Origin of the sequence: uncultured Sulfitobacter sp., assembly GCF_947500075.1 — a bacterium.
In the GTDB taxonomy this organism is placed as follows: Bacteria; Pseudomonadota; Alphaproteobacteria; order Rhodobacterales; family Rhodobacteraceae; genus Sulfitobacter.
This window is the reverse complement of record NZ_CANMQS010000001.1, coordinates 874,690-894,460: the sequence shown is the minus strand read 5'-3', so window position 1 is coordinate 894,460 and position 19,771 is coordinate 874,690. Positions and strand designations below refer to the sequence as shown.

At 51.8% G+C, this 19,771-nt stretch carries 17 protein-coding genes; 10 read left to right on the top strand and 7 right to left on the bottom strand.

Annotated features, from left to right (window positions below):
* Positions 1–2: 2 nt before the first annotated feature.
* Positions 3–896, bottom strand: coding sequence for a recombinase family protein (locus Q1A91_RS23685; RefSeq protein ID WP_367278637.1), 894 nt, complete (start codon positions 894–896; stop codon positions 3–5).
* A 30-nt stretch (positions 897–926) separates the two neighbouring features.
* Entirely contained in the window at positions 927–1,355 is a 429-nt protein-coding gene (locus Q1A91_RS04335) for a hypothetical protein (protein WP_299873329.1), read from the bottom strand.
* 628 nt (positions 1,356–1,983) lie between these two features.
* Between Q1A91_RS04335 and Q1A91_RS04330 the strand changes: the two genes are divergently transcribed.
* Entirely contained in the window at positions 1,984–2,352 is a 369-nt protein-coding gene (locus Q1A91_RS04330) for a hypothetical protein (protein ID WP_299873327.1), read from the top strand.
* 432 nt (positions 2,353–2,784) lie between these two features.
* Here Q1A91_RS04330 and Q1A91_RS04325 read toward each other — a convergent pair whose 3' ends face one another.
* Genes Q1A91_RS04325 through Q1A91_RS04310 form a run of 4 tightly spaced genes read right to left on the bottom strand, consistent with a single transcriptional unit; the run spans position 2,785 to position 6,663 of the window.
* On the bottom strand, positions 2,785–4,317 hold the full coding sequence (locus Q1A91_RS04325) for a type IV secretory system conjugative DNA transfer family protein (protein WP_299873324.1): 1,533 nt from the start codon (positions 4,315–4,317) through the stop codon (positions 2,785–2,787).
* Complete coding sequence (locus Q1A91_RS04320; protein WP_299873322.1) at positions 4,304–5,395, bottom strand: vWA domain-containing protein; 1,092 nt, start codon at positions 5,393–5,395, stop codon at positions 4,304–4,306. Before Q1A91_RS04320 ends, Q1A91_RS04325 begins: the two co-directional genes overlap by 14 nt.
* Positions 5,370–6,044: a hypothetical protein gene (locus tag Q1A91_RS04315; RefSeq protein WP_299873319.1), complete on the bottom strand. Its 675-nt coding sequence runs from the start codon at positions 6,042–6,044 to the stop codon at positions 5,370–5,372. Before Q1A91_RS04315 ends, Q1A91_RS04320 begins: the two co-directional genes overlap by 26 nt.
* 4 nt (positions 6,045–6,048) lie before the next feature.
* Positions 6,049–6,663, bottom strand: a complete 615-nt coding sequence (locus Q1A91_RS04310; RefSeq protein ID WP_299873317.1) for a hypothetical protein — start codon at positions 6,661–6,663, stop codon at positions 6,049–6,051.
* Between the two features lie 1,043 nt (positions 6,664–7,706).
* On the opposite strand from Q1A91_RS04310, the gene Q1A91_RS04305 reads away from it, so the two are divergent.
* From Q1A91_RS04305 to Q1A91_RS04275, 7 genes are all read left to right on the top strand, one after another.
* A complete protein-coding gene (locus tag Q1A91_RS04305; RefSeq protein WP_299873314.1) occupies positions 7,707–10,460 on the top strand; it encodes a DNA methyltransferase in 2,754 nt (917 codons plus the stop codon).
* Positions 10,457–11,329 (top strand): hypothetical protein, encoded by an 873-nt coding sequence (locus Q1A91_RS04300; protein ID WP_299873313.1) that lies wholly within the window; start codon positions 10,457–10,459, stop codon positions 11,327–11,329. Before Q1A91_RS04305 ends, Q1A91_RS04300 begins: the two co-directional genes overlap by 4 nt.
* A gap of 1 nt (position 11,330) precedes the next feature.
* Positions 11,331–13,382, top strand: a complete 2,052-nt coding sequence (locus tag Q1A91_RS04295) for a DEAD/DEAH box helicase (protein WP_299873310.1) — start codon at positions 11,331–11,333, stop codon at positions 13,380–13,382.
* Positions 13,375–14,577 carry a GIY-YIG nuclease family protein gene (locus Q1A91_RS04290; RefSeq protein ID WP_299873308.1) on the top strand — a complete coding sequence of 401 codons (1,203 nt, stop codon included), beginning with the start codon at positions 13,375–13,377 and terminating at the stop codon, positions 14,575–14,577. Before Q1A91_RS04295 ends, Q1A91_RS04290 begins: the two co-directional genes overlap by 8 nt.
* Positions 14,570–16,573 (top strand): ATP-binding protein, encoded by a 2,004-nt coding sequence (locus Q1A91_RS04285; RefSeq protein WP_299873305.1) that lies wholly within the window; start codon positions 14,570–14,572, stop codon positions 16,571–16,573. The genes Q1A91_RS04290 and Q1A91_RS04285 overlap by 8 nt, the downstream gene beginning before the upstream one ends.
* Before the next feature lie 449 nt (positions 16,574–17,022).
* Complete coding sequence (locus Q1A91_RS04280; protein WP_299873303.1) at positions 17,023–17,925, top strand: zincin-like metallopeptidase domain-containing protein; 903 nt, start codon at positions 17,023–17,025, stop codon at positions 17,923–17,925.
* Between the two features lie 134 nt (positions 17,926–18,059).
* Positions 18,060–18,431 carry a hypothetical protein gene (locus Q1A91_RS04275; RefSeq protein ID WP_299873300.1) on the top strand — a complete coding sequence of 124 codons (372 nt, stop codon included), beginning with the start codon at positions 18,060–18,062 and terminating at the stop codon, positions 18,429–18,431.
* A gap of 36 nt (positions 18,432–18,467) precedes the next feature.
* On the opposite strand, the gene Q1A91_RS04270 is transcribed toward Q1A91_RS04275, so the two are convergent.
* Positions 18,468–18,647 (bottom strand): hypothetical protein, encoded by a 180-nt coding sequence (locus tag Q1A91_RS04270; RefSeq protein ID WP_299873298.1) that lies wholly within the window; start codon positions 18,645–18,647, stop codon positions 18,468–18,470.
* Positions 18,648–19,154: 507 nt separating this feature from the next.
* Between Q1A91_RS04270 and Q1A91_RS04265 the strand changes: the two genes are divergently transcribed.
* Both Q1A91_RS04265 and Q1A91_RS04260 read left to right on the top strand, forming a co-directional pair.
* Positions 19,155–19,385, top strand: a complete 231-nt coding sequence (locus Q1A91_RS04265) for a hypothetical protein (protein ID WP_299873296.1) — start codon at positions 19,155–19,157, stop codon at positions 19,383–19,385.
* Positions 19,382–19,669, top strand: a complete 288-nt coding sequence (locus Q1A91_RS04260; protein WP_299873294.1) for a hypothetical protein — start codon at positions 19,382–19,384, stop codon at positions 19,667–19,669. Before Q1A91_RS04265 ends, Q1A91_RS04260 begins: the two co-directional genes overlap by 4 nt.
* Positions 19,670–19,771 lie beyond the last annotated feature (102 nt).

Sequence of the window (19,771 nt, the reverse complement as noted above, 5' to 3'; positions counted from 1 at the left end):
TTTCAAGGGCGCTGCTTAGCCCAAAATGGTTTTCCAGGCTTGTTGAGCGAGGCTTGGCGTTCTTTGACCTTCGCCCAAAGAGGTTCGTCAATGATGCGTAGCTCTGGCACCTCTTGTGTGATCCACTCATCTTCAGGGTTGAGCTTTGAGACACGCTTGCCGGTTTCAGGGTCTTTCATATAACGCAAGCGGTTCCAAACCAGACGCCCAACATAGAGCTCATTGTTCAATAAACCCGTACCGCGCTGTCGGTTGCCGTTGATGGTACTTTGCCCCCATCCTTTGCCGCTAGGCCCTGCAATGCCCTCTTCGTTAAGCTGGAAAGCGATTGCCTTGGGGGATTTACCTGATGCGTAATCTTCAAAGATGCGCCGAACCACTGCCGCATCCGCTTCATTGACAACCCGTTTGCCGCGCTCTTCTCCGGCAACCACGCCATAACCGTAGCATTTGCCACCCCCTGAGCGGCCTTTCTCGACTCTGCCGCGCAATCCGCGACGGGTCTTGTCAGCGAGGTCTTTCAGGAAAAGCGCGTTCATCGTGCCTTTGAGGCCAATATGTAGCTGAGAAATCTCGCCCTCAGAGAGCGTGTTAATTTTGATGCCCGCAAAGCTCAGACGCTTGAACACCGCAGCAATGTCTTCTTGATCGCGGGAAATTCGGTCCAGTGCCTCAGCGACCACTTCGTCGAACTTGCCTGCGGCAGCGTCTTGCATGAGCATCTGGATGCCAGGGCGCATCAGGGAAGCCCCTGAAACGGCATGGTCGGTGTAGCTTTGAACAACCGTGCCGCCAGACGCGCGCACTCGTTCTTCGCATAGCCTGATCTGATCTTCGATTGAGGCTTGGCTTTGAAGATCGCTTGAGTAGCGTGCGTAGATGGCGACTCTGGTCATGGGCATTTCAATCTCTTGTCTGTTGTTCCCTTAGTTTCTTGCGTCTTTGACGCTGAAGCAAGCTTTCAAAATCATCTTCGGCAGCACGTCGGGCGAGATACCTAACAAGTTCTCGTAATTGATTTTTTGACGAAATGGAGCGGTTTCCACGCAGTGCATCTCGCCAGCTATTGGAGCGGCGATCAGACATAATTGACTATCTTTTCGAATGTGGCGAACTGAAAAGTATGTGGATAACTTTTCGTCCTTGTTAGTTCTATTGTACCACGCTGAACGCTCAGAGCGCAAAAAACGGCTTGAATCTGGTTGTTTGAAGCGTCTGCAATATTGGTCATGGTGGAGCCCTTCCAGTGATTGGCTCCACCATATTTTGCTCATGCTTTGCTGGCTAACGGCGCGGATCAACCATCTGGAAACTTGGGGTGCAATCTCTGGAAATTTGTTGGAAGTATTACGCATGTGTTTCGGAAAGCATAACGGTTGGAAGTGTTTTACTCTTTCAGCACCAAACTACCAGCATGACGCTAGAACAGATGAAAAATGAGTAAGGCCTCATTAATTTGGCGGGCGGATAGTATGCGGAGAGCCCAGCTTGGATACCGATACGAACTATAGAATCGCGGATGTCTTAGGTTGCGAAATCCGGATTGATTTTTTGAAAAGTAGTCGAGATTCAATATATGGTACCAAAGCCTTAATTGGGCACACTATGTTGCGCAGCATCAAGAACTGATGTCACTCCGGTCGTTTCTAAAGTTTAGAAAGCGTTCCTAGGCCAGCATCTAGTGTGAAACAACAAATTACTAACAATACTTGGTATCTGACCGACATTTTCCCTGCAATGCCATAAAATCCCAAAATTGGGTGGCGATTTTTCCCAGTTTCGAATGGTCAGTTTGCTGCTTTGCCGTATTTAGTACCTTCGGAGCCGTAGCGCACCATATACAGCGCAGCATTTTTTGGGATTTCATGGGCGTTTCTGGGAAAAGATAAATAAAAACAATAGGTTGACTGACTGTAGGTATTGGTGCCCTTATTGTCTCATGCCGCAGTACGCGCGGCGATCCGGATAGCGGGGGAGGTTCCAATGAAGGAAGAACAAATCGCAATCTTTGTGGCTCCAGATCACAAACTTGTCTTGAGGTCTTTTTATCGAGAACACGTTTGGCTTCCTGCCAGAGAAGCAAATGAAGACCTCGGTAGTAGCAAAGCCTGGTTAAGTGCCCTTGAGCTGATCTATGATTTTCACGGGATGCTCTTTTTTAACGATGGGTTAGAATACCCTACACCGGATATTCCAGAGGTATTTGTCGATCACTCAAATCGCTGGATGCGAAATTTCCTGAAAGCTAAGAGCGACGGAACCGAGCCAAAACACTTCAGCAATAAAATCGAGCGATTGCGGATAATCGAGCTGTATTGCCGCCTGATCAATCAAGAGGGCGAGCTCACTTAGCCGATCTGAGTGCTTTGACCGTTATGAAGAGTGCTGCCAGCAATACGAAGGCAGTTCCCTCTGGCTGGTTAGCGCCTAGCCAATATGGGATTGCCACGATCCCCAGCAAAAAAGCTGTTCTGCAAACCCGCTCCAAGAAGCTTGCGTCGCGTTGTGGCGGCGTTACCGCAAGCTCGCCCCTTGCCAAGTGACCCGCCGCACCGCCTGGCCACTGATCTCTCATCGCCTCAAGACGCCGCCATCTTGATGCGCGCGACCATGCAAATGCGGCCAAACAGAGCGTTAAAAGTGGGCCAGCTTGCCAAGTGGCTGAACCCAGCCATCTGAACGGCATAGGAAGGCGCAGGCCGTAATGGCCAAGTATCATTGCGCTGCACCCCCAACAAAATGCGACTAGAAATAAGCTGACTATTATGGTTCCTAAAAATTGCTTCATCCTACTGTCAGGTGCTTTGCCAACACCTCTCCCAATTTGTCACCGGACTTTTCAAAATCGATAGGCTTGGCCAGCCGTTCCTCCGCGCGGCTGGGGTGAATATCGAATAAGGGCTGACCGCGATTATCGCGGTAGCATTGGTCCAGATAGTAAACTGGCCGATAGGCAATGACTGGGTGCGCAGCGGCAAGCTTTATGAATTGAGTGGCTGGATGCATGCTCATGAGCTCATCCATTGTGATCAAAGGCCGCGAATATAGCGTGTCTAGCTGTCCCCTATATTCAGGGTCGCTAAACAAGGATGCTCTAACATTTGCACTGTCAAAGCTGAGTTTTTCGGACGTTGTTTGGCCGCTTAGGCCTGACAGGTATCGTGCAGTGAACTCGTCGTTCGTGCCAAAGCATTGGATGCTCGCGGCATTGGCGACAAAAGTTTGCCACCGCTCACCGTATACGTCCCGCAGTTGGCTAAAATCTTGGACGACTGCAACCAGTTGGAGGCCGAAACCGGCCATTAGGCCAAAGCTCTGCTCAACGATTTTCAGGCGGTCTAGTGCTGCAAGTTCATCAAGCACAAACATCACGGGTTGCGCTGGTTTGTCTTCTAGGGCGGTGATCTCATAAATCAGCGTGGAGACAAGAAGCCGAAGCCATCTTTTGGCGGTATGGATGCGTCGTGCTGGCAGGATCAAATAGATCGTTGTACCCGTGCCGATCTTACTGACATCGAAATCGCTGGCAGAAAGAGAATTTGCCAGCTTGTGACTTTCGAGAAAATGGGTGTTCCGTTGCGCAGTCGAGATGACGCTGCTTCGTTCACGGTCTGCTTTGCTGGCCAATCTTGCACCAGCAGCTCTAACAAGCTGATATGGGCTAATTTTCATTTCATCTAGTATGATTTCGAAGCCATCTGGGTCACTGTTCAGCAACTTGCGGACATCACTAAGGTCGCCGCCACGCTCGACTTCGCGAAGAATAAGACCTGATTGGAGGGCGACGGCCTCGTCGCTCCAGAAGGAATCGCCACCATTTTCGCCAATCGTGCATGATTCAGCGATCAGCATTGCTTCATCGAATGGTTCATCACCATCCAGATCGACACTGCGCATCGGATTCAGCTTGGACGGCTCAATGCCGAGTTTGGAACAGACAATATTGTAAGGGTCAATTAGGTGAACGTTTTGCCCCAAGACGTCTTGGCGGTATCGCGCTGTGATTAGCGCTAGTTCCCCGTCTTTGACATCGACAACAATCGCGCTGCCAGGGTGATCCAGCAAACGGGGAATCACCCCTGACACGCCTTTGCCTCCTCGCGTTGGGGCAACGATTAGTTCGTGCCGGTCTCCGCTGTATGTGATGGGGGTTGATCGTGCGCCACGTTGTTCTGGTGGAAGGAAGCCTAAAAGGTGGCGACCTTCAGGACCGTAGCCACGAGAAGCGAGGTGGGCGGCATCCGCCCACCTGCTAGAGCCATGCAAATCTGGATCAAAAACCCAGTCCCGCGATGGCTGATTGTCAGCGCGAGACATGAGTATCCACCTCAGGACAGGTGTGGAGTTCAAGCACCGTCTGAGCGCTGTAGGCATCGCTAACGACGTTGAAATAGCGCTCTAGTTGCGCAGATGCGCGCCCGCCGCCAGAGAAGTAGTTATCGGCAAGCGATCTCAGCCAACGATCGTCAGAGTCGCCCATGTAGTAAACGAACGTATAGGCATCATCTTTAATTGCCAAAGTTTGACTTTCACTGGCTGCATCATCCGTTGCCCTGCCGTCGGTGAGCAAAATTACCGCCTTTTGGTGATCTGTCCTTTCCGGTTCTGAGAGCCATCCATAGGCATCCCTCAAGGGGCCGTAGATGTTGGTAGTGCCGCCGGCCTGAATGTTGTCGAAGGCAAAGTTCTCCGGCTTGCAGTTCAACGCGCCTTCAGAGCCCCTATGAGAAAAGTCCCAATCTCCTGCGAAGCTTGAGACTGAGCATTCTGCGGTATCGGGGAGTGCTGCGACAAATTCCTTTGCTGCCTCACGGACTTCCGGCATAATTTCTGCCATCGATCCTGAGCGATCAACAAGAAGCACGAAAGACATCGGAAGCAAATCAGGAACGCCTTCGATTGTCTTTTGCTCAAAGCAAAGCCTTTCCCCGCCTGTGGTATAGGCTGCGAGCGATCCTTCGGGCGGTGTAGTGATGCGCCCTTGCTCATCCTTGAATAGACCCGCGACGACCAGACCCTGAGGCGTTTGCTGGATGCGCGTGATTTCAGCCGTACCGCCCGACCATGCCACGACCAGATCGTGCACAACGTCAATGTCATATCCACGCGTGATCGCTAGACCGACGCCATCGCGGATATCGATGCTGTTGACCATTTCCAAAACCCGTGCAGATGGAACCAGCTTGGGGTCTGTTCGAACACTCAGTGAAACGCCTTTCTCAAAATCAAGCATCCGAGAAAGCTCCAGATCAGCGCTGGTGCTTTGATCTACGCGAGGAATGATCGTGATATTTTGACCATTCACTTGCGCGGGCATGGCGAGTTGCATGGCAACTGACAGGGCAATCTGCAATCTGAGTTTGTCCATATTACTGACCTCCCATAATGTTGCCATGTGCGGCACGGGTCCTTGCTGCATCCATGAGATCAAAGTCGACTTCGCCATTGCGTGCGCGGTCTACGAGCCCAACATCGCGCAAGTAATCGAGATAAACTTCGTCCTGATCAGCATGCACATTGAGCAGGCGAACTACGCTGGCCGCGCTGGCCAGTTCGCCCAGCATCAAGTCGGTCGGTACGTCCTGGGGCAAAGAAATCGTCGTATCGCCTTCGTCACAAGGGAAGCCTGCATGGATCATCGGGCCTATTGCGATCAGCTGGTATTCGTCCGGCATCGTTATGCGCGTTGTCAGCTTTACTTGGCCCCATGCCAAACTGAGATCGGAGCACGTATCCTTGAACTCGATCATATCCATCACAGTCTGACCTTGTTCGAAGAGTTGTTGGGCGGTCCCCGACCAAGTGACCTCGGTCGGGTTGGCAGTTAGAACAATGTGGATTTGAGTGTCGCGCGTCGCACGACGGCGGCGGAGTTTGACAATCTCACCAAGAACAAAGTCAGTTGTGGTCTTGGCGGCGTCGCGGTCTGTGACCACGCCGCCGTTTTCAATTACGAGAAACACCGCCGATTGCGGATCAGCTTGTGCGGCGGTCGCTGCAAGAAACATGCAGCCAGCCGCCATTGATTGGATGATGGTTTTCATCGGTTCAACCTTTCATAGATTCTTTGAGGGTGTAGGCGGCACGCACAGTGAGAAGCGCGAGCACCGTGTTCACAACGGCAACCAATGCGGCAACGAAGATGCCGAGGCCTTGGTTGTCTGCAAGGAACGACATCAGCGCATTGGTGTCATTGGTCGCAAACGGACCGCCGATGCTTTCGCGGGCAATGAGTGTGTAGAGTTTCACGGTCTCAAGCGCGAAAACCAGTGCATAGAGAGCAAGCGCGATAATCGCATATGCGCGGTTTGTCGGCTTAATCAGCCAGCCTTGCGGGTCTTCATAGATGCGCTGCTTGATGACTTCAGACCAGATGCCCATTGGCACAACAATGCTGAAGACGGCCAATAGGAACGCCAGAAGATGCGAAACTGTCATTTCGTCATCAAGCGAACAAAAGATACCGCCGATTGCGGGCAGATCGCAAAGATAGACGTCTGACATCATGCCCATGGTTTCAGAGTATGCGCCGTAGAGCATGATCCCCATGCAAGCTTCGAGAGCGCCCACCAGCAGCAGACCAACGGCGGCACCCCAAGGGATGTCGCCTCTTGGCACACGAGGTTGCCTTGGTGAGATAGTTTGGTTTCTAAGAGGTGGCATTAGACTTCCTTTCAATATCCACGTCGGTTTCACGCTCGCCTCTGTGTGATTTGAGTCGTGACAAAAGGAATGCTGCCTCAGAAGGTTGGTGCAGGTCGTGCCGTGGAGGTGCCACATCTGGAAGTCGAACAGCCGCTCGTGTGGATTTACTGGACGCATGCTGGAAACCAGAATTCCAACTTGTGCTTTTTCGTCTTCCTAATTGGCTCAGGCTTACATTCTGTAAGCCTTGCCCTTTGGCGAAAACGGGTGTGCAAGCAGAGCGTCAAAACTGATGGCGGGCGCAGGCCTTTTGGCCGAGCCTCGGGAGACCATCCGTTTTGATGCGGCGCGCGCTGAGGGTGGAACCCTAAGCCTCTTCTTCAGGCCTATAGAAAAGCCCGAAGACCTCCCTTGAAGGGTCTTCGGACAAAAGATGGAAAGCTATTGGACAAACCTTGGATGCAGGAAATAGCTTTGTGCAGTGCGAAAAATTAGCCTCTTATGCCGAACGCAAGATGTGTGTTGTAATACAAATCCCTTAGAATTTTTATCCCAACACATCTTGGCAAGGGGACCCGCTGCGCGCCCCCGTTGCATCCCCCCGGCCTTGGCTCTTATAGGCATTGAACCCAATCAGAGCCATCAAACGTATCGCCGTTTCACCACTCGCAAGGGAGCCTTCGGCGCTCCCCTGCACCCCATCGACTTGGCGGGCTTTCCTGCCCCCAAGACCCCAGACCACTTCATGGAGACGAATTCTTCGAGAGCAAAGAGCGTTCCTGCCCTTTTGCAATCCTGACCAGGAAGGGAGCTGTCGCGCTGCCCTTCCTTGGAACCAACCCATCGACCAAAGGCGCTTCGCGCCCTTGGGACCCAGACCAACTCTACGCGGCTTGGATGACGCCATCTTGTCAAAGCTGGACCATGATCAAAGGACGTTCAGGCGCCCCTTGAGACCCTCTCTGGCGTGGTGTGGATATCCGCTAGATTTTGTATGTCTGTGGATGCACACAACAAAGCTAGCTGCTAGGTTCAACCCATAGCTATGGAGTCGTTGAACCTTGAACGCCGTCGAAATTGAAGAAGCCATTTCCGCACTTGCTGAGCAGCCATTTGACGCTCAGGAGTTCCCGTATGCTTTCCTCGAAGCGTTCGGCAACAAAGCCACGACGCTCAAACGGCTTCGCACCGGGGCTTCTAATAAGTCCGATCTTGGAGGCGTTCTTCAGACCAACAACATCCACATTGCCGTTTGTGACGAAGGCGACGTCACACAAACGCTCGCAGAGCTGAAGGCCAGCCCATCGACCACCAAAGCCAAAGCCAAATTCATACTAGCCACGGACGGCGCTGACCTTGAGGCCGAAGACCTGAACACGGGCGAAACGATTTCCTGCGCCTACATAGACTTCCCCGATCACTTTGGCTTTTTCCTGCCTTTGGCGGGTATCAGCACCGTCAAACAAATCCGCGAAAGCTCATTCGACATCAAGGCGACGGGTCGCCTCAACCGCCTCTATGTCGAGCTTCTGAAAGACAACCCCGAATGGGGCACTGCCGAACGCCGCCACGACATGAACCACTTCATGGCGCGGCTGATATTCTGCTTTTTCGCGGAAGACACCGACATCTTTGCCAGCGCGGATCAGTTCACCAAGACGATTGAACAGATGAGCGAGCGCGACTCGTCAAACACCCATGAGGTGATCAGCGAGCTCTTCCGTGCAATGAACACCAAGGCCGAAGATCGTACGACGGCTGGTATTGCCCGTTGGGCGAATGCCTTCCCATACGTGAACGGCGGGCTGTTTTCCGGCACCACGGACGTGCCACGTTTTAGCCGGATCGCGCGCTCATACCTGATCCATATCGGCAGCCTCGACTGGACGAAGATCAATCCCGACATCTTCGGCTCGATGATCCAGGCTGTGGCGGATGATGAAGAGCGCGGTGCGCTTGGCATGCACTATACATCCGTGCCGAACATCCTGAAGGTGCTCAATCCGCTCTTCCTTGATGATCTGCGTGAGAAGCTGGAAGAAGCGGGGGACAATCCCCGCAAGCTTTTGAACCTACGCAATCGCATCGCAAAGATCAGGGTGTTCGATCCGGCCTGTGGATCGGGCAATTTCCTTGTCATCGCCTACAAGGAAATGCGCGCCATCGAAGCCGAGATCAACACGCGGCGGGATGAAGCCGATCGGCGCACGGAAATCCCGCTGACCAACTATCGTGGGATCGAGCTACGCGACTTCCCTGCCGAGATTGCACGACTTGCGCTGATCATCGCTGAATATCAATGTGACGTGACCTATCGTGGTCAAAAGGAAGCTTTGGCCGAGTTCCTACCGCTTGACGCTATGAACTGGATCACCTGCGGCAACGCCCTGCGACTCGACTGGCTGAGCATCTGCCCGCCCACGGGTACAGGGGTAAAGCATCATGCCGATGACCTATTCATGTCGCCGGTTGATCAAGCGGAGATCGACTTTGAGAACGAAGGTGGGGAGACCTACATATGTGGTAACCCACCTTACCTGGGATTTACTTGGCAAAGTCCCGAGCAAAAGTCGGATATGCAGCGACTCTTCGGAGATCGCTGTAAAGGGTGGAAATCTCTCGACTACGTTGCCGGTTGGTTTTTGAAGGCCGCTGATTACGGTTTGAACACAAAGGCAGATTCCGCATTTGTTTCCACAAACTCAATTTGCCAAGGGGAGCAGGTTCCACTGTTATGGCCACTTATTTTTCGAACGGGGCATAGAATATTTTTTGCTCACACCAGTTTTAAATGGACTAACCTAGCAAGCCACAATGCGGGAGTGACCGTTGCAATTGTTGGAATTACTCGGGAAGCTAAAGGCTCAGGGAAGCTCTTCACCCAAGATGAAGAAGGTCAGACCGCTGTAAAAGAAGCGGAGATTATCAATGCCTATCTGGTTCCTGGAGCAGATGTAGTCGTTCAGAAGGTGAGCCGCACTCCAAGAGATCGTGGTGCAATGGTGTGGGGCAATAAGCCTACAGATGGTGGTCATCTCGTTGTGTCACAAGATGAACGTGAGCAGATTCTCAGCTCGTATCCCGAGGCGGAACGATTTATTCGGCCTTTCCTAGGAGCTGCTGAGTTTATTCAGGGAAAGAGCCGGTTTTGCTTGTGGGTTGAAGATGATGAGGTGGCAATTGCCAGTCATATCCCACCGATAAAAATTAGGTTTGATGAAGTTGCAAAGTTCCGATCTGCTAGCAAGGCTGCGGAAACTCGACCTGCTGCAGCTTACCCCCATCGCTTCAGGCAGATTCAAGCCATAGCTGATAGAGTGACGATGATTATTCCACAAGTTAGTTCGGAAAAGCGCCCATACTTGCCGGTTGGTGTTCTTCCGGGGAGGTCGATTGTCAGCAATCTGGCTTTTGCGATCTATGATGCACCGCTTTGGAGTATGGCGCTAATTGCATCAAATTTACACATGGTCTGGATTGCCACTGTTTGTGGGAAGATGAAGACAGACTTCCGCTATTCAAACACAATGGGTTGGAACACTTTCCCCGTCCCCAAACTGACTGAAAAGAACAAGGAAGACTTGACCCGTTGCGCCGAGGACATCCTTCTGGCGCGCGAGGCGCATTTCCCCGCGACCATCGCCGATCTCTACGACCCCGAGAAGATGCCCGCTGACCTGCGCGCGGTTCATGATCGCAACGACGAGACGCTGGAACGTATCTACATCGGTCGCCGCTTCCGCAATGACACCGAACGGCTGGAAAAGCTCTTCGATCTCTACACCAAGATGACTAAAACCAAGGGGGCAGCATGACCTTGTTCGAGCCCAAAGAAAACGCGTTTAACCGAATGACAATTGTTGCAGCGACTGAAGTTATTGCTGACTTTCAATCCCATAGCGATATGAGTGTTCTAGAAGTCCAGTGGGATATTCAAAAGTTTTCCAGCTCATCTAGTAAATCGGCTCGCGTGGCGAGTTGGGCTCAAGTCGCGGCAGACATAAAGCCCCAAGTGATGACAGAAGTGGGGATTGTTCCATTGGAGCGTGCTTTAGTCGAAAAAGCGATTCAAGCTCCTGATAATACGAAACAAAAGCCCGATTGGAAAAAGCTGCTTGCAGGCTTGAGATTTGATGGTTTCGAAGTCGTCGAGGAGGAGCGCGAGGTCGAAGGTGAAAACCTTTGGGGTGATCCCAAGACTCAAAAATTTTCAGCACTTGTTCGTATGCTCCCGACAAATATTCCCGGCTTGGATTTCCGCGAGGCAGAAAATGAGATTGTTACTCTACTGGATCGCCACAGCTTTAGCGTAGCAAAAGGTCATCTTCGGCAGGCTGTATCCGCTTTCCAAAGAGGCGAATGGTCATCTGCGAATGGGGAACTTCGAAACTTCTACGAAAGCTACTTGAATGAGATTGCCACAAGTCTTGGCTTCATCGGTTCAGGCGATAGCAAGGCAAAGCGAGATTTTCTAGGGCAGAACGACTTTCTGTTGTCAGACTACAATGAGTGGAACGCAAATAACCAAAAACCTCAGTATGTTCAGGGCCTTCTGAGCCGCATGCACCCACATGGTGGCCACCCAGGACTATCAGAAGAGGAAGACGCAACTTTTAGGCTCCAGATATCGTTGGTGACCGCGCGCCTTTTTCTTCGTAGATTTAACCAACGAAAGACCTTTTAAGATGACTAAGTCCGTTCCCTCAGTTTCTGTGACCTACGCCCAGAATGGTGCCTCGACCAAATCCAACGAGCTTGGCATGCGGGCGATGCAAGAGCGCGCGTATGAGAAACGAGGCGAACAGTATCTTCTGATCAAGTCGCCGCCTGCCTCGGGCAAGAGCCGTGCGCTGATGTTCATCGCGTTGGACAAGCTGCAAAATCAAGGGCTCAAGCAGGCAATCGTGGTGGTGCCGGAGAAATCCATTGGATCGAGTTTTGCCGATGAGCCGCTGAGCAAGTTTGGCTTCTGGGCAGACTGGAGCGTTCAGCCAAAGTGGAACCTGTGCAACGCACCTGGCGGGGACGATGGCAAAGTTGGCGCGGTCGGTAGGTTTCTCGAAAGTGATGATCAAGTGCTCGTTTGCACACACGCCACTTTCCGCTTCGCCGTCGATAAGTTTGGGGTACAGGCATTTGATGATCGGTTGATCGCGGTGGACGAATTTCACCATGTCTCAGCAAATCCCGACAATAAACTCGGCCAGCACCTTGGCGACTTCATGGCGCGCGACAAAGCGCACATGGTTGCCATGACGGGATCATATTTTCGCGGTGACGCCGAGGCGGTTCTCTCGCCCGAGGACGAGGCCAAGTTCGATACTGTCACCTATACCTATTACGAGCAGTTGAACGGCTACAAATACCTGAAGACGCTTGATATTGGCTACTTCTTCTATTCCGGCTCTTATGCAGACGACATTCTGAAAGTGCTCGATGCGAACGAGAAGACGATCCTGCACATCCCCAATGTGAATTCGCGTGAGAGCACCAAGGACAAGCATCGCGAGGTGGAGCACATCATTGATGCTCTGGGTGACTGGCAGGGCACAGACCCAAAGACAGGATTTCAGCTTGTGAAGACAGATGACGGGCGCGTTCTGAAGATTGCTGATCTTGTGGATGACGAGGCGGTCAAACGCGATAAGGTTTCGGCGGCTTTGAAGGACCCCGCAGAAAAGAACAACCGCGACCATGTGGATATCATCATTGCGCTGGGCATGGCCAAAGAAGGTTTCGACTGGATTTGGTGCGAGCACGCGTTGACGGTTGGTTATCGTGCGAGCCTGACAGAGATTGTGCAGATCATTGGCCGCGCGACACGCGATGCAGAAGGTAAGTCACGCGCGCGTTTCACAAACCTCATTGCTGAGCCCGATGCAGCCGAAGAAGCTGTAACAGAGGCGGTAAACGATACGCTCAAAGCCATTGCCGCCAGCCTTCTCATGGAGCAGGTGCTTGCCCCACGCTTCAATTTCACACCCAAGAGCCCGAAGAGTGGGCCAGTTGAGGGTTTCGACTATGGTGAAGGCGGCTACGATCCGGCGAAAGAAAACGTTGGTTTCAACGAGGACAGTGGTCAGTTTCAAATCGAGATAAAAGGGCTGGCCGAGCCCAAGAGCAAGGAAGCCGCACGCATCTGCCAAGAAGATTTGAACGAGGTCATCACAGCTTTCGTTCAAGACAAAACGACGATTGAGCGCGGGCTGTTTGATGAAGAGCTAGTGCCCGAAGAGCTGACGCAGGTGCGTATGGGCAAGATCGTCGGTGCAAAGTTCCCCGAGCTGGATGCTGACGATCAGGAGGCTGTTCGGCAACATGCTATCGCAGCGCTTAATCTGACCCAGAAAGCGAAGGAGATTGCTCTTTCCGCGCCCGATGATGATGCACAGACAAGCGGTAACACTGCGCTGATAGATGGCGTTCGGAAGTTTGCGATGGACGTGCGTGAGTTAGACATCGACCTGATCGATCAGATCAACCCTTTCAGTGAGGCCTACGCGATTTTGGCAAAGACCATGAGCGAAGAAAGTCTCAAGCAGGTTCAGGCGGTTATTTCTGCAAAGAAGGTGCAACTTTCACCTGAAGAAGCGCGCGAGTTGGCGCGGCGTGCCGTGAAGTTCAAACAAGAGAGAGGGCGTTTGCCATCCATCACATCCGCCGATGCTTGGGAAAAGAAGATGGCCGAAGGTGTGGCTTACCTCGCGCGTATGAAGCAGGAGGCCGCCAATGGCTAAATCGTTCACCGCAGACGATGATGCACTCTTAGCTGAGCTTGGTGTTGACGTTGAAGTCAAAAAAGCGGTGTCTCGCACGCCGCGCGAAGAACGCATCATCGCTGGTTTTGAAGAAACACAGCGCTTTACTGAAGAACATGGCCGTGCGCCCGAGTACGGTGAAGAGCGCGATATTTTTGAACGGCTTTATGCCGTACGATTGGATCGCATCCGCGAGCTTCAAGAGTGCCGCGATCTGGTAGGGCCGCTTGATCACCAAAACCTTCTTACCGGATCAGCAGCAACACAGCCAAGTGATGCCGACGAGCTCGACGACGATGCCTTGCTTGCTGAGCTTGGCATTGAGGTGGAAGCGCCGCCAATCACAGAGCTCAAGCATGTCCGATCAACAGCCGAAAAGAAGGCTGCTGAGAATATTGCTAACCGCGAGAAGTGCGAGGACTTCGAAACCTTCAAGCCGTTGTTTGAGAAAATTCAAAAAGAGCTCGACACAGGCCTTCGTGAAACCAGAAAGTTTGAACTTAAAGCTGAGATTGAACCGGGTCGCTTCTTCATTGTCGGCGGTCAGAAAGCCTATGTTGCGGAAATGGGGGAGACCACCCTAACCGATCAAGGCCGCACTGATGCACGGCTCCGCGTCATTTTTGACAATGGCACCGAGAGCAACATGCTCATGCGCTCACTCCAAAGGGCGTTGAACGCTGACGGTGATGCTGGGCGTCGGATTACCGAGCCGAGTGCTGGTCCATTGTTTTCTGACCAGACTATCGATGGCGACGAAGCGAGCGGCACGATTTATGTGTTGCGAAGCAAGTCTGATCATCCACTCGTCGCCGAAAACCGCGAGCTTGTTCATAAGATCGGCGTGACGAACATGAGTGTCGAAAAACGTATTGCTGGCGCACATCTTCAACCAACGTTTTTGATGGCAAATGTCGATGTCGTTGCGACATATGAGCTCTACAACATCAACCGAACAAAGCTGGAAAACCTGATCCATCGCATTTTTGAGCCTGCGCGGCTTGAGATTGAGATCATGGATCGATTTGGGCGGCCTGTTGTGCCGCGCGAGTGGTTTCTCGTGCCACTATTTGTAATCAAAGAAGCGGTCGAAAAGATCAAAGACGGGACGATTTCTGGGTACTCTTACGATCCTAAGCGGGCCAAATTGTCTAGAAGAGGTGCGAATGAGTAATATCAACGTTCGAAGAGCCGTCGAAAATATTCGTTCAGGAACAAATGTTTATACACCGCTTGTTGAAACAATAGTGAATGCCATTCAAGCGATTGAAGCTGGACCAAATGCAGTGGGCAGCGTCGATATTTCAGTGGCGCGGTCCAATCAAAAGGAGCTCGGCAGCGGTCAACCATCTGTCGAGAGCTTCACTGTTGTCGACAATGGAATTGGTTTTAATAACATAAATCGGGATTCGTTTGATACCCTCTATTCAGATCACAAAATCGCTCAAGGCGGTAAAGGTTTTGGGCGTTTCACCTGCCTGAAATATTTCGATGATCTAACAATCGAGAGCATCTTTGAGGATGAGTCTGGCCGCAAGAAACGCTCTTTCAAGATGGGCAAGCAGACCGATATTATCGTCAATGAGAGTGTTGAGGATTGCGCCGAAGGAATCATTGGGTCGCGAGTCACAATGCTTAAGGCTAAGCGAGCTTTCCCTGATAGAAAATTGACGACAATAGCGCGATCGCTCATTGAGCGCTTATTGCCGTACTTTATTGATTCCGAATATCAATGCCCCGAGATTGGAATTGCCGAAGAAGATGGCACTGGCCGGATCATTTTGAATGACTTTGTGAGCAACCAACTTGCAGCAACCATAAAGGAGATCCCACTTGAAGACGGGACGATTGTCCTCGGAACTGGTGAAAAAGCACAAACATTTCAGGTTCGTGTATTCAAGCTCTTTTCACCTAGAAACCAAAGAAGTAAAGTCAGCTTAGTGGCGGATCGACGAGAAGTGACGGACACGGCCCTTCACAGTTTTGTGCCAGAATTTGCCGATGAGTTTTTTGAAGAGCGATCTTCTGAAGGCGATGATCGAGACCGCAACTATATCGTTAAAGCATATGTATTTGGGACATACCTCGATGCGAACGTCTCGCTAGAACGTGGTGACTTCAAATTTCCTAAAGGGGATGACCTCCTTCATGCTATTTCGCAAGCCGAGATTGAACAGGCTGCCGCATATATCGCGCGCAATGCGTTAGGTGATACGATCACGGCGCGCCAAGAGAAGAAACGGGTGCAGGTTCAGGATTACGTTGAAATTTCGGCACCGTGGCACCGGACAATTGCCGCGGACATTGAGCTGTCTGCAATGCCGTATAACCCTTCGCCAGAGCAGATCGAGACGGTGTTTCAGAAGGAGAAATTTAGCCAGGAGGTTGCTATACGGCAGCAAGTAGATCGGATGCTCAATGAAACTGATGCGGACGGCCTAAACAATGGCTTACCCAAGATAATCGATCAGATATCCAAAACCAGTCGAAACGATTTGATCCACTACATTGCTTTGCGCAAGCATGTGCTCACGCTCTTTGGCAAGAGCTTTGAGCTTTCGGTTGATCAAAAATATCCGTCTGAGGGCACGGTTCATGATATTATTTTCCCTCGCAAGGGAGACACCGCAGCGACAGCTTTAGAAGATCACAATCTCTGGATCATAGACGAGCGCCTGAACTTCACAAATTTTGTGAGCTCGGACAAACCACTGGACGGTGGGAGTTCGGAGCGTCCTGATTTATTGGTTTTTGATACCCCTGTGCTCTTCAGAGGCGACAACGAAGCAAGCAACCCAATCACTGTTTTTGAGTTCAAAAGACCTGGTCGAGACGACTTTGTGAATCCCTCGTCAAAAGAAGACCCAGTGCAGCAGATTGTAAGATATGTGAACAGCGTCAGAGATGGGAAATTTAAGACCCCCACGGGACGGCCTATCCAAGTTGCAGATAACACCCCATTTTATGGATATGTGATGTGTGAAACCTCTGAAAAAGTCAAAAAATGGCTAGAGAATGAAAAGCAATTCACGCCGATGCCAGATGGCATGGGGTGGTTTCAATGGTTTGGAAACATTAGATTATATATGGAAGTACTGAGCTGGGACAAAGTCCTCCGAGACGCAGAAATGCGTAACAGCGTTTTCTTCCACAAACTCGGAATTCATTGATCAGTTAGCTAACCGATCACCAACTTATTTTTTAGCAAGCGAATGATGAGCGCGTTAGAATTCGGGATAAGACCAAATTTTCTGCGCAAATTCAAAAAGCTCTTTACCACGCGCTTCGATCTGATCTTCACCCCACCCAAGAGTGGTCAGGTACCCGCTACGCGGTTTCAGCCATTCGGCTTTGATTCCCTGCGATTAATCTGCCAACCCTAAAGGGCTGACTTTTCTCCCTAATTAAAGTGGGGTCTGCGTCCCCCAGGCCATCAAGACCTGAACGCCCTTTGGGGCGCGTACGGCGTGTATCCCCGTCCTTCCGCACTCCTTCGTCGTTTGTGCAGGGCGGGTGATCCCCCTCACGCCGTGCGGGTCTTGACCGCCATCCCCCGCTCATTGGCGCGGGCCTAGTCCCGGTTGCATGCGCAACCGGCTATCTAGGAAAGGAAAAGCCAATGAAAAAAGATATTTATCAGAAAGTCACCGACAAGATCATTGCAGATTTGGAGCAAGGGGAGCTCACTTGGCTGAAGCCTTGGAGCTCTGCAAACACAGATGGGCGGATCATCAAGCCGCTCCGTCATAACGGTTTGCCTTACAGCGGGATCAACATTTTGATGCTGTGGGGTGCAGCGATGGAAGGCGGATATGCATCGCCCTACTGGATGACCTTCAAACAGGCCAAGGAATTTGACGCCCACGTCAAAAAGGGCGAGCGCGGCAATCTGGTCGTGTATGCCAACACCATCACCAAGACCGAAGAAACCAGCGACGGCGGCGAGGAAGAGCGCAAAATTTCTTTCATGAAGGGCTATTCAGTGTTCAATGTGGATCAGATCGAAGGCTTGCCAGAACACTACTATGCCGAGCCGCCGAAGATCATTGATCCTGTCTTGCGGATTGATCATGCGGACGGCTTTTTTGCCAAAACGGGCGCAGATGTTCGCCACGGCGGAAACCGCGCATTTTACAATGGCGGCAGCGATCATGTGCAGATGCCGTTTTTCGAAAGTTTCCGCAGCCCTGAAGCCTATTATGCCACGTTAGCGCATGAATTGACCCACTGGACGAAGCACAAGAGCCGTCTTGACCGTGAATTTGGGCATAAAAAGTGGGGCGATGAAGGTTATGCCCGCGAGGAACTGGTCGCAGAGCTTGGCGCAGCCTTTCTTTGTGCTGATCTGGCATTGACACCGGAACCTGGCACCGATCATGCGGCCTATATTCAAAGCTGGCTCAAAGTCCTGAAAGACGACAAGCGCGCGATCTTTAGTGCGGCAGCGCACGCGCAGCGCGCGGCGGATTTCTTGAACGGGTTTCAGGGAGAAGGGGAAGAGCCGAAGCAAGCTATTGCATGAAGAAAATTTTCGGCCAAGCCTTGATGGCTTGGCCGATCTCTTTGCAACCGACAATGATTTCAAAAGAGATTTTTTGACAGGTCTCAATCCTTGAGGTATTTTATTTTCTTTTAAAAGTAATGAGTTACGTTTCTATGAGTGTGATTGATAAGTTTAAACAGGCGGTGAGCGCCCTTGAAGAAGACGTCAAGCGCTCTTCAGAAGTTTCAAAAGTGGTGGCTCGACGGCGCGCATATCTAACCGTGGCTGTTATGGTAGGGTTGGACTTTGTTCATGAACAGGCTGGAGACCACGGCAAGAACTTGGACGATGTTACTGTCGAGGAACTGAGAAGAGCGTTCGCGACGGCAAAAGCAGACGGAATGATCCCTGATTCCTCTCCAAGTGAGCGTCCGAAATGGATGCCGAAGCCGCACACTAAAAAGGGTTGGGAAAAGGCTTGCGACCTTGTTATTGACTGTATCCCTAATGAGCCAAGCTCAGACTTGGACCGTGCTTTGCATTAAGCAGTCGCAGATCACTGACACCCAGCCGCCGACCCGTCATAGATATGACGGGCGGGATGCCAGTTCGGCCTCGATATTTTCCAATGAACTTAAAGCCGCTCGGCGATCTTCTGAGCCGCGTGGCGCGGCAGCAAAAGTATGGAACGCTTCTTTGAAAAGGCCATGCAACTCCGATGTACTGCGCGATGCTGCTTCAAATCGTGAGACGAGTTTCATGTGATCCTCCACTCAAAAAGGAGGCCCCGAACCACTCAGGGCCTTTCGGCCCGCACACACATCAAAGGCGCTTGATGGTTCGGTAGGTCTGCTTTGCTTGGCTGTTGGTGGATCGCTCAAAAACGCGGCGCGTCATTGATGCGGTATCTTGCGGTAGTGCTGGCGTTGGTTGGCCTGATCAGGGTTTGTTGATGCCGTTGCCTGTTGGCACTGTGCGACTGCGCGCTTGGTTCTATCCTTTGGAAAATTTGGACGTTCTGGACTGTATGCCCTTGGTGGCGGCGCAGTGCTTTGGATAGGTTTTCTGCCGCTGGCTGTTCTGACGTCTTTGTCTGAGGTGGCTTGCATAGAGACGCTTGGAATCCCTGACCGGATGCAGATCAGCTTTCAATATCCTGCCCGCACCAGTTCGCGTGCCGCTCACCCGTGTTGGAAATGACATCTGATCTTTTGCATCCGGTCTTTGGGAGCGCGTTAGCAAGCCAACCCAAACAAAGGAGAAACATCATGGCACGCGAAAACCAAAACCAAGAGCACAAGGCACCGGACTATCTGGCCTGGCATGTCGTCCAAAAAGGCGACAAATCTTTCTGGAACAAAGTCGGAGCGGCGTGGTCGCACAAAGACGCCAAAGGCTACACGCTTCAACTTGAAACTATACCGATCAATGGCCGCATCGTTCTGCGCGCGCCTCTTGAAGACACCTCCGAACCTTCTGACGATGCGGGGCGCGCATGAGCGCCCCCATCACCAGCCAGATCGACTGGCGCGGCGTAACGATATGCATCGTTTTTCGGAAGCGTCGCTGGAATTCAGACTTTGATCACTTGGAGATCACCGCCATGAATGACGCACAAATCCCCATCACAGAAACCGGCTATCGCTCGCATTTCTTGCCTGATGGAATCGTCGAAGAGCATGGCGGGCCTGAAGCTTATGTTCTCGCTTGGCTCGACCATGAAGCCGATAGCGACGCATGGAAAAAACGCGAAGATGCCTCGCGTCAGATGTCGCTCTTTTAGAGCGCATCCTGCCAGCGAGGTTTCGTCCTGTGTCCTCGGGCACGGGACACCTTTGCATTATAGGTGCAGAAATTTGATCTATTATTGCAGATCAAGGCTTTC

Excerpts from the sequence above, each read along its gene's own strand:
- Q1A91_RS04280 (WP_299873303.1), top strand. The coding sequence starts at position 17,023 with ATGAAAAAAGATATTTATCAGAAAGTCACCGACAAGATCATTGCAGAT.
- Q1A91_RS04320 (WP_299873322.1), bottom strand. The coding sequence starts at position 5,395 with ATGGCAACATTATGGGAGGTCAGTAATATGGACAAACTCAGATTGCAG.
- Q1A91_RS04285 (WP_299873305.1), top strand. The coding sequence starts at position 14,570 with ATGAGTAATATCAACGTTCGAAGAGCCGTCGAAAATATTCGTTCAGGA.
- Q1A91_RS04265 (WP_299873296.1), top strand. The coding sequence starts at position 19,155 with ATGGCACGCGAAAACCAAAACCAAGAGCACAAGGCACCGGACTATCTG.
- Q1A91_RS04310 (WP_299873317.1), bottom strand. The coding sequence starts at position 6,663 with ATGCCACCTCTTAGAAACCAAACTATCTCACCAAGGCAACCTCGTGTG.
- Q1A91_RS23685 (WP_367278637.1), bottom strand. The coding sequence starts at position 896 with ATGACCAGAGTCGCCATCTACGCACGCTACTCAAGCGATCTTCAAAGC.
- Q1A91_RS04275 (WP_299873300.1), top strand. The coding sequence starts at position 18,060 with ATGAGTGTGATTGATAAGTTTAAACAGGCGGTGAGCGCCCTTGAAGAA.
- Q1A91_RS04300 (WP_299873313.1), top strand. The coding sequence starts at position 10,457 with ATGACCTTGTTCGAGCCCAAAGAAAACGCGTTTAACCGAATGACAATT.
- Q1A91_RS04295 (WP_299873310.1), top strand. The coding sequence starts at position 11,331 with ATGACTAAGTCCGTTCCCTCAGTTTCTGTGACCTACGCCCAGAATGGT.
- Q1A91_RS04315 (WP_299873319.1), bottom strand. The coding sequence starts at position 6,044 with ATGAAAACCATCATCCAATCAATGGCGGCTGGCTGCATGTTTCTTGCA.
- Q1A91_RS04335 (WP_299873329.1), bottom strand. The coding sequence starts at position 1,355 with ATGCGTAATACTTCCAACAAATTTCCAGAGATTGCACCCCAAGTTTCC.
- Q1A91_RS04270 (WP_299873298.1), bottom strand. The coding sequence starts at position 18,647 with ATGAAACTCGTCTCACGATTTGAAGCAGCATCGCGCAGTACATCGGAG.
- Q1A91_RS04260 (WP_299873294.1), top strand. The coding sequence starts at position 19,382 with ATGAGCGCCCCCATCACCAGCCAGATCGACTGGCGCGGCGTAACGATA.
- Q1A91_RS04290 (WP_299873308.1), top strand. The coding sequence starts at position 13,375 with ATGGCTAAATCGTTCACCGCAGACGATGATGCACTCTTAGCTGAGCTT.
- Q1A91_RS04325 (WP_299873324.1), bottom strand. The coding sequence starts at position 4,317 with ATGTCTCGCGCTGACAATCAGCCATCGCGGGACTGGGTTTTTGATCCA.
- Q1A91_RS04330 (WP_299873327.1), top strand. The coding sequence starts at position 1,984 with ATGAAGGAAGAACAAATCGCAATCTTTGTGGCTCCAGATCACAAACTT.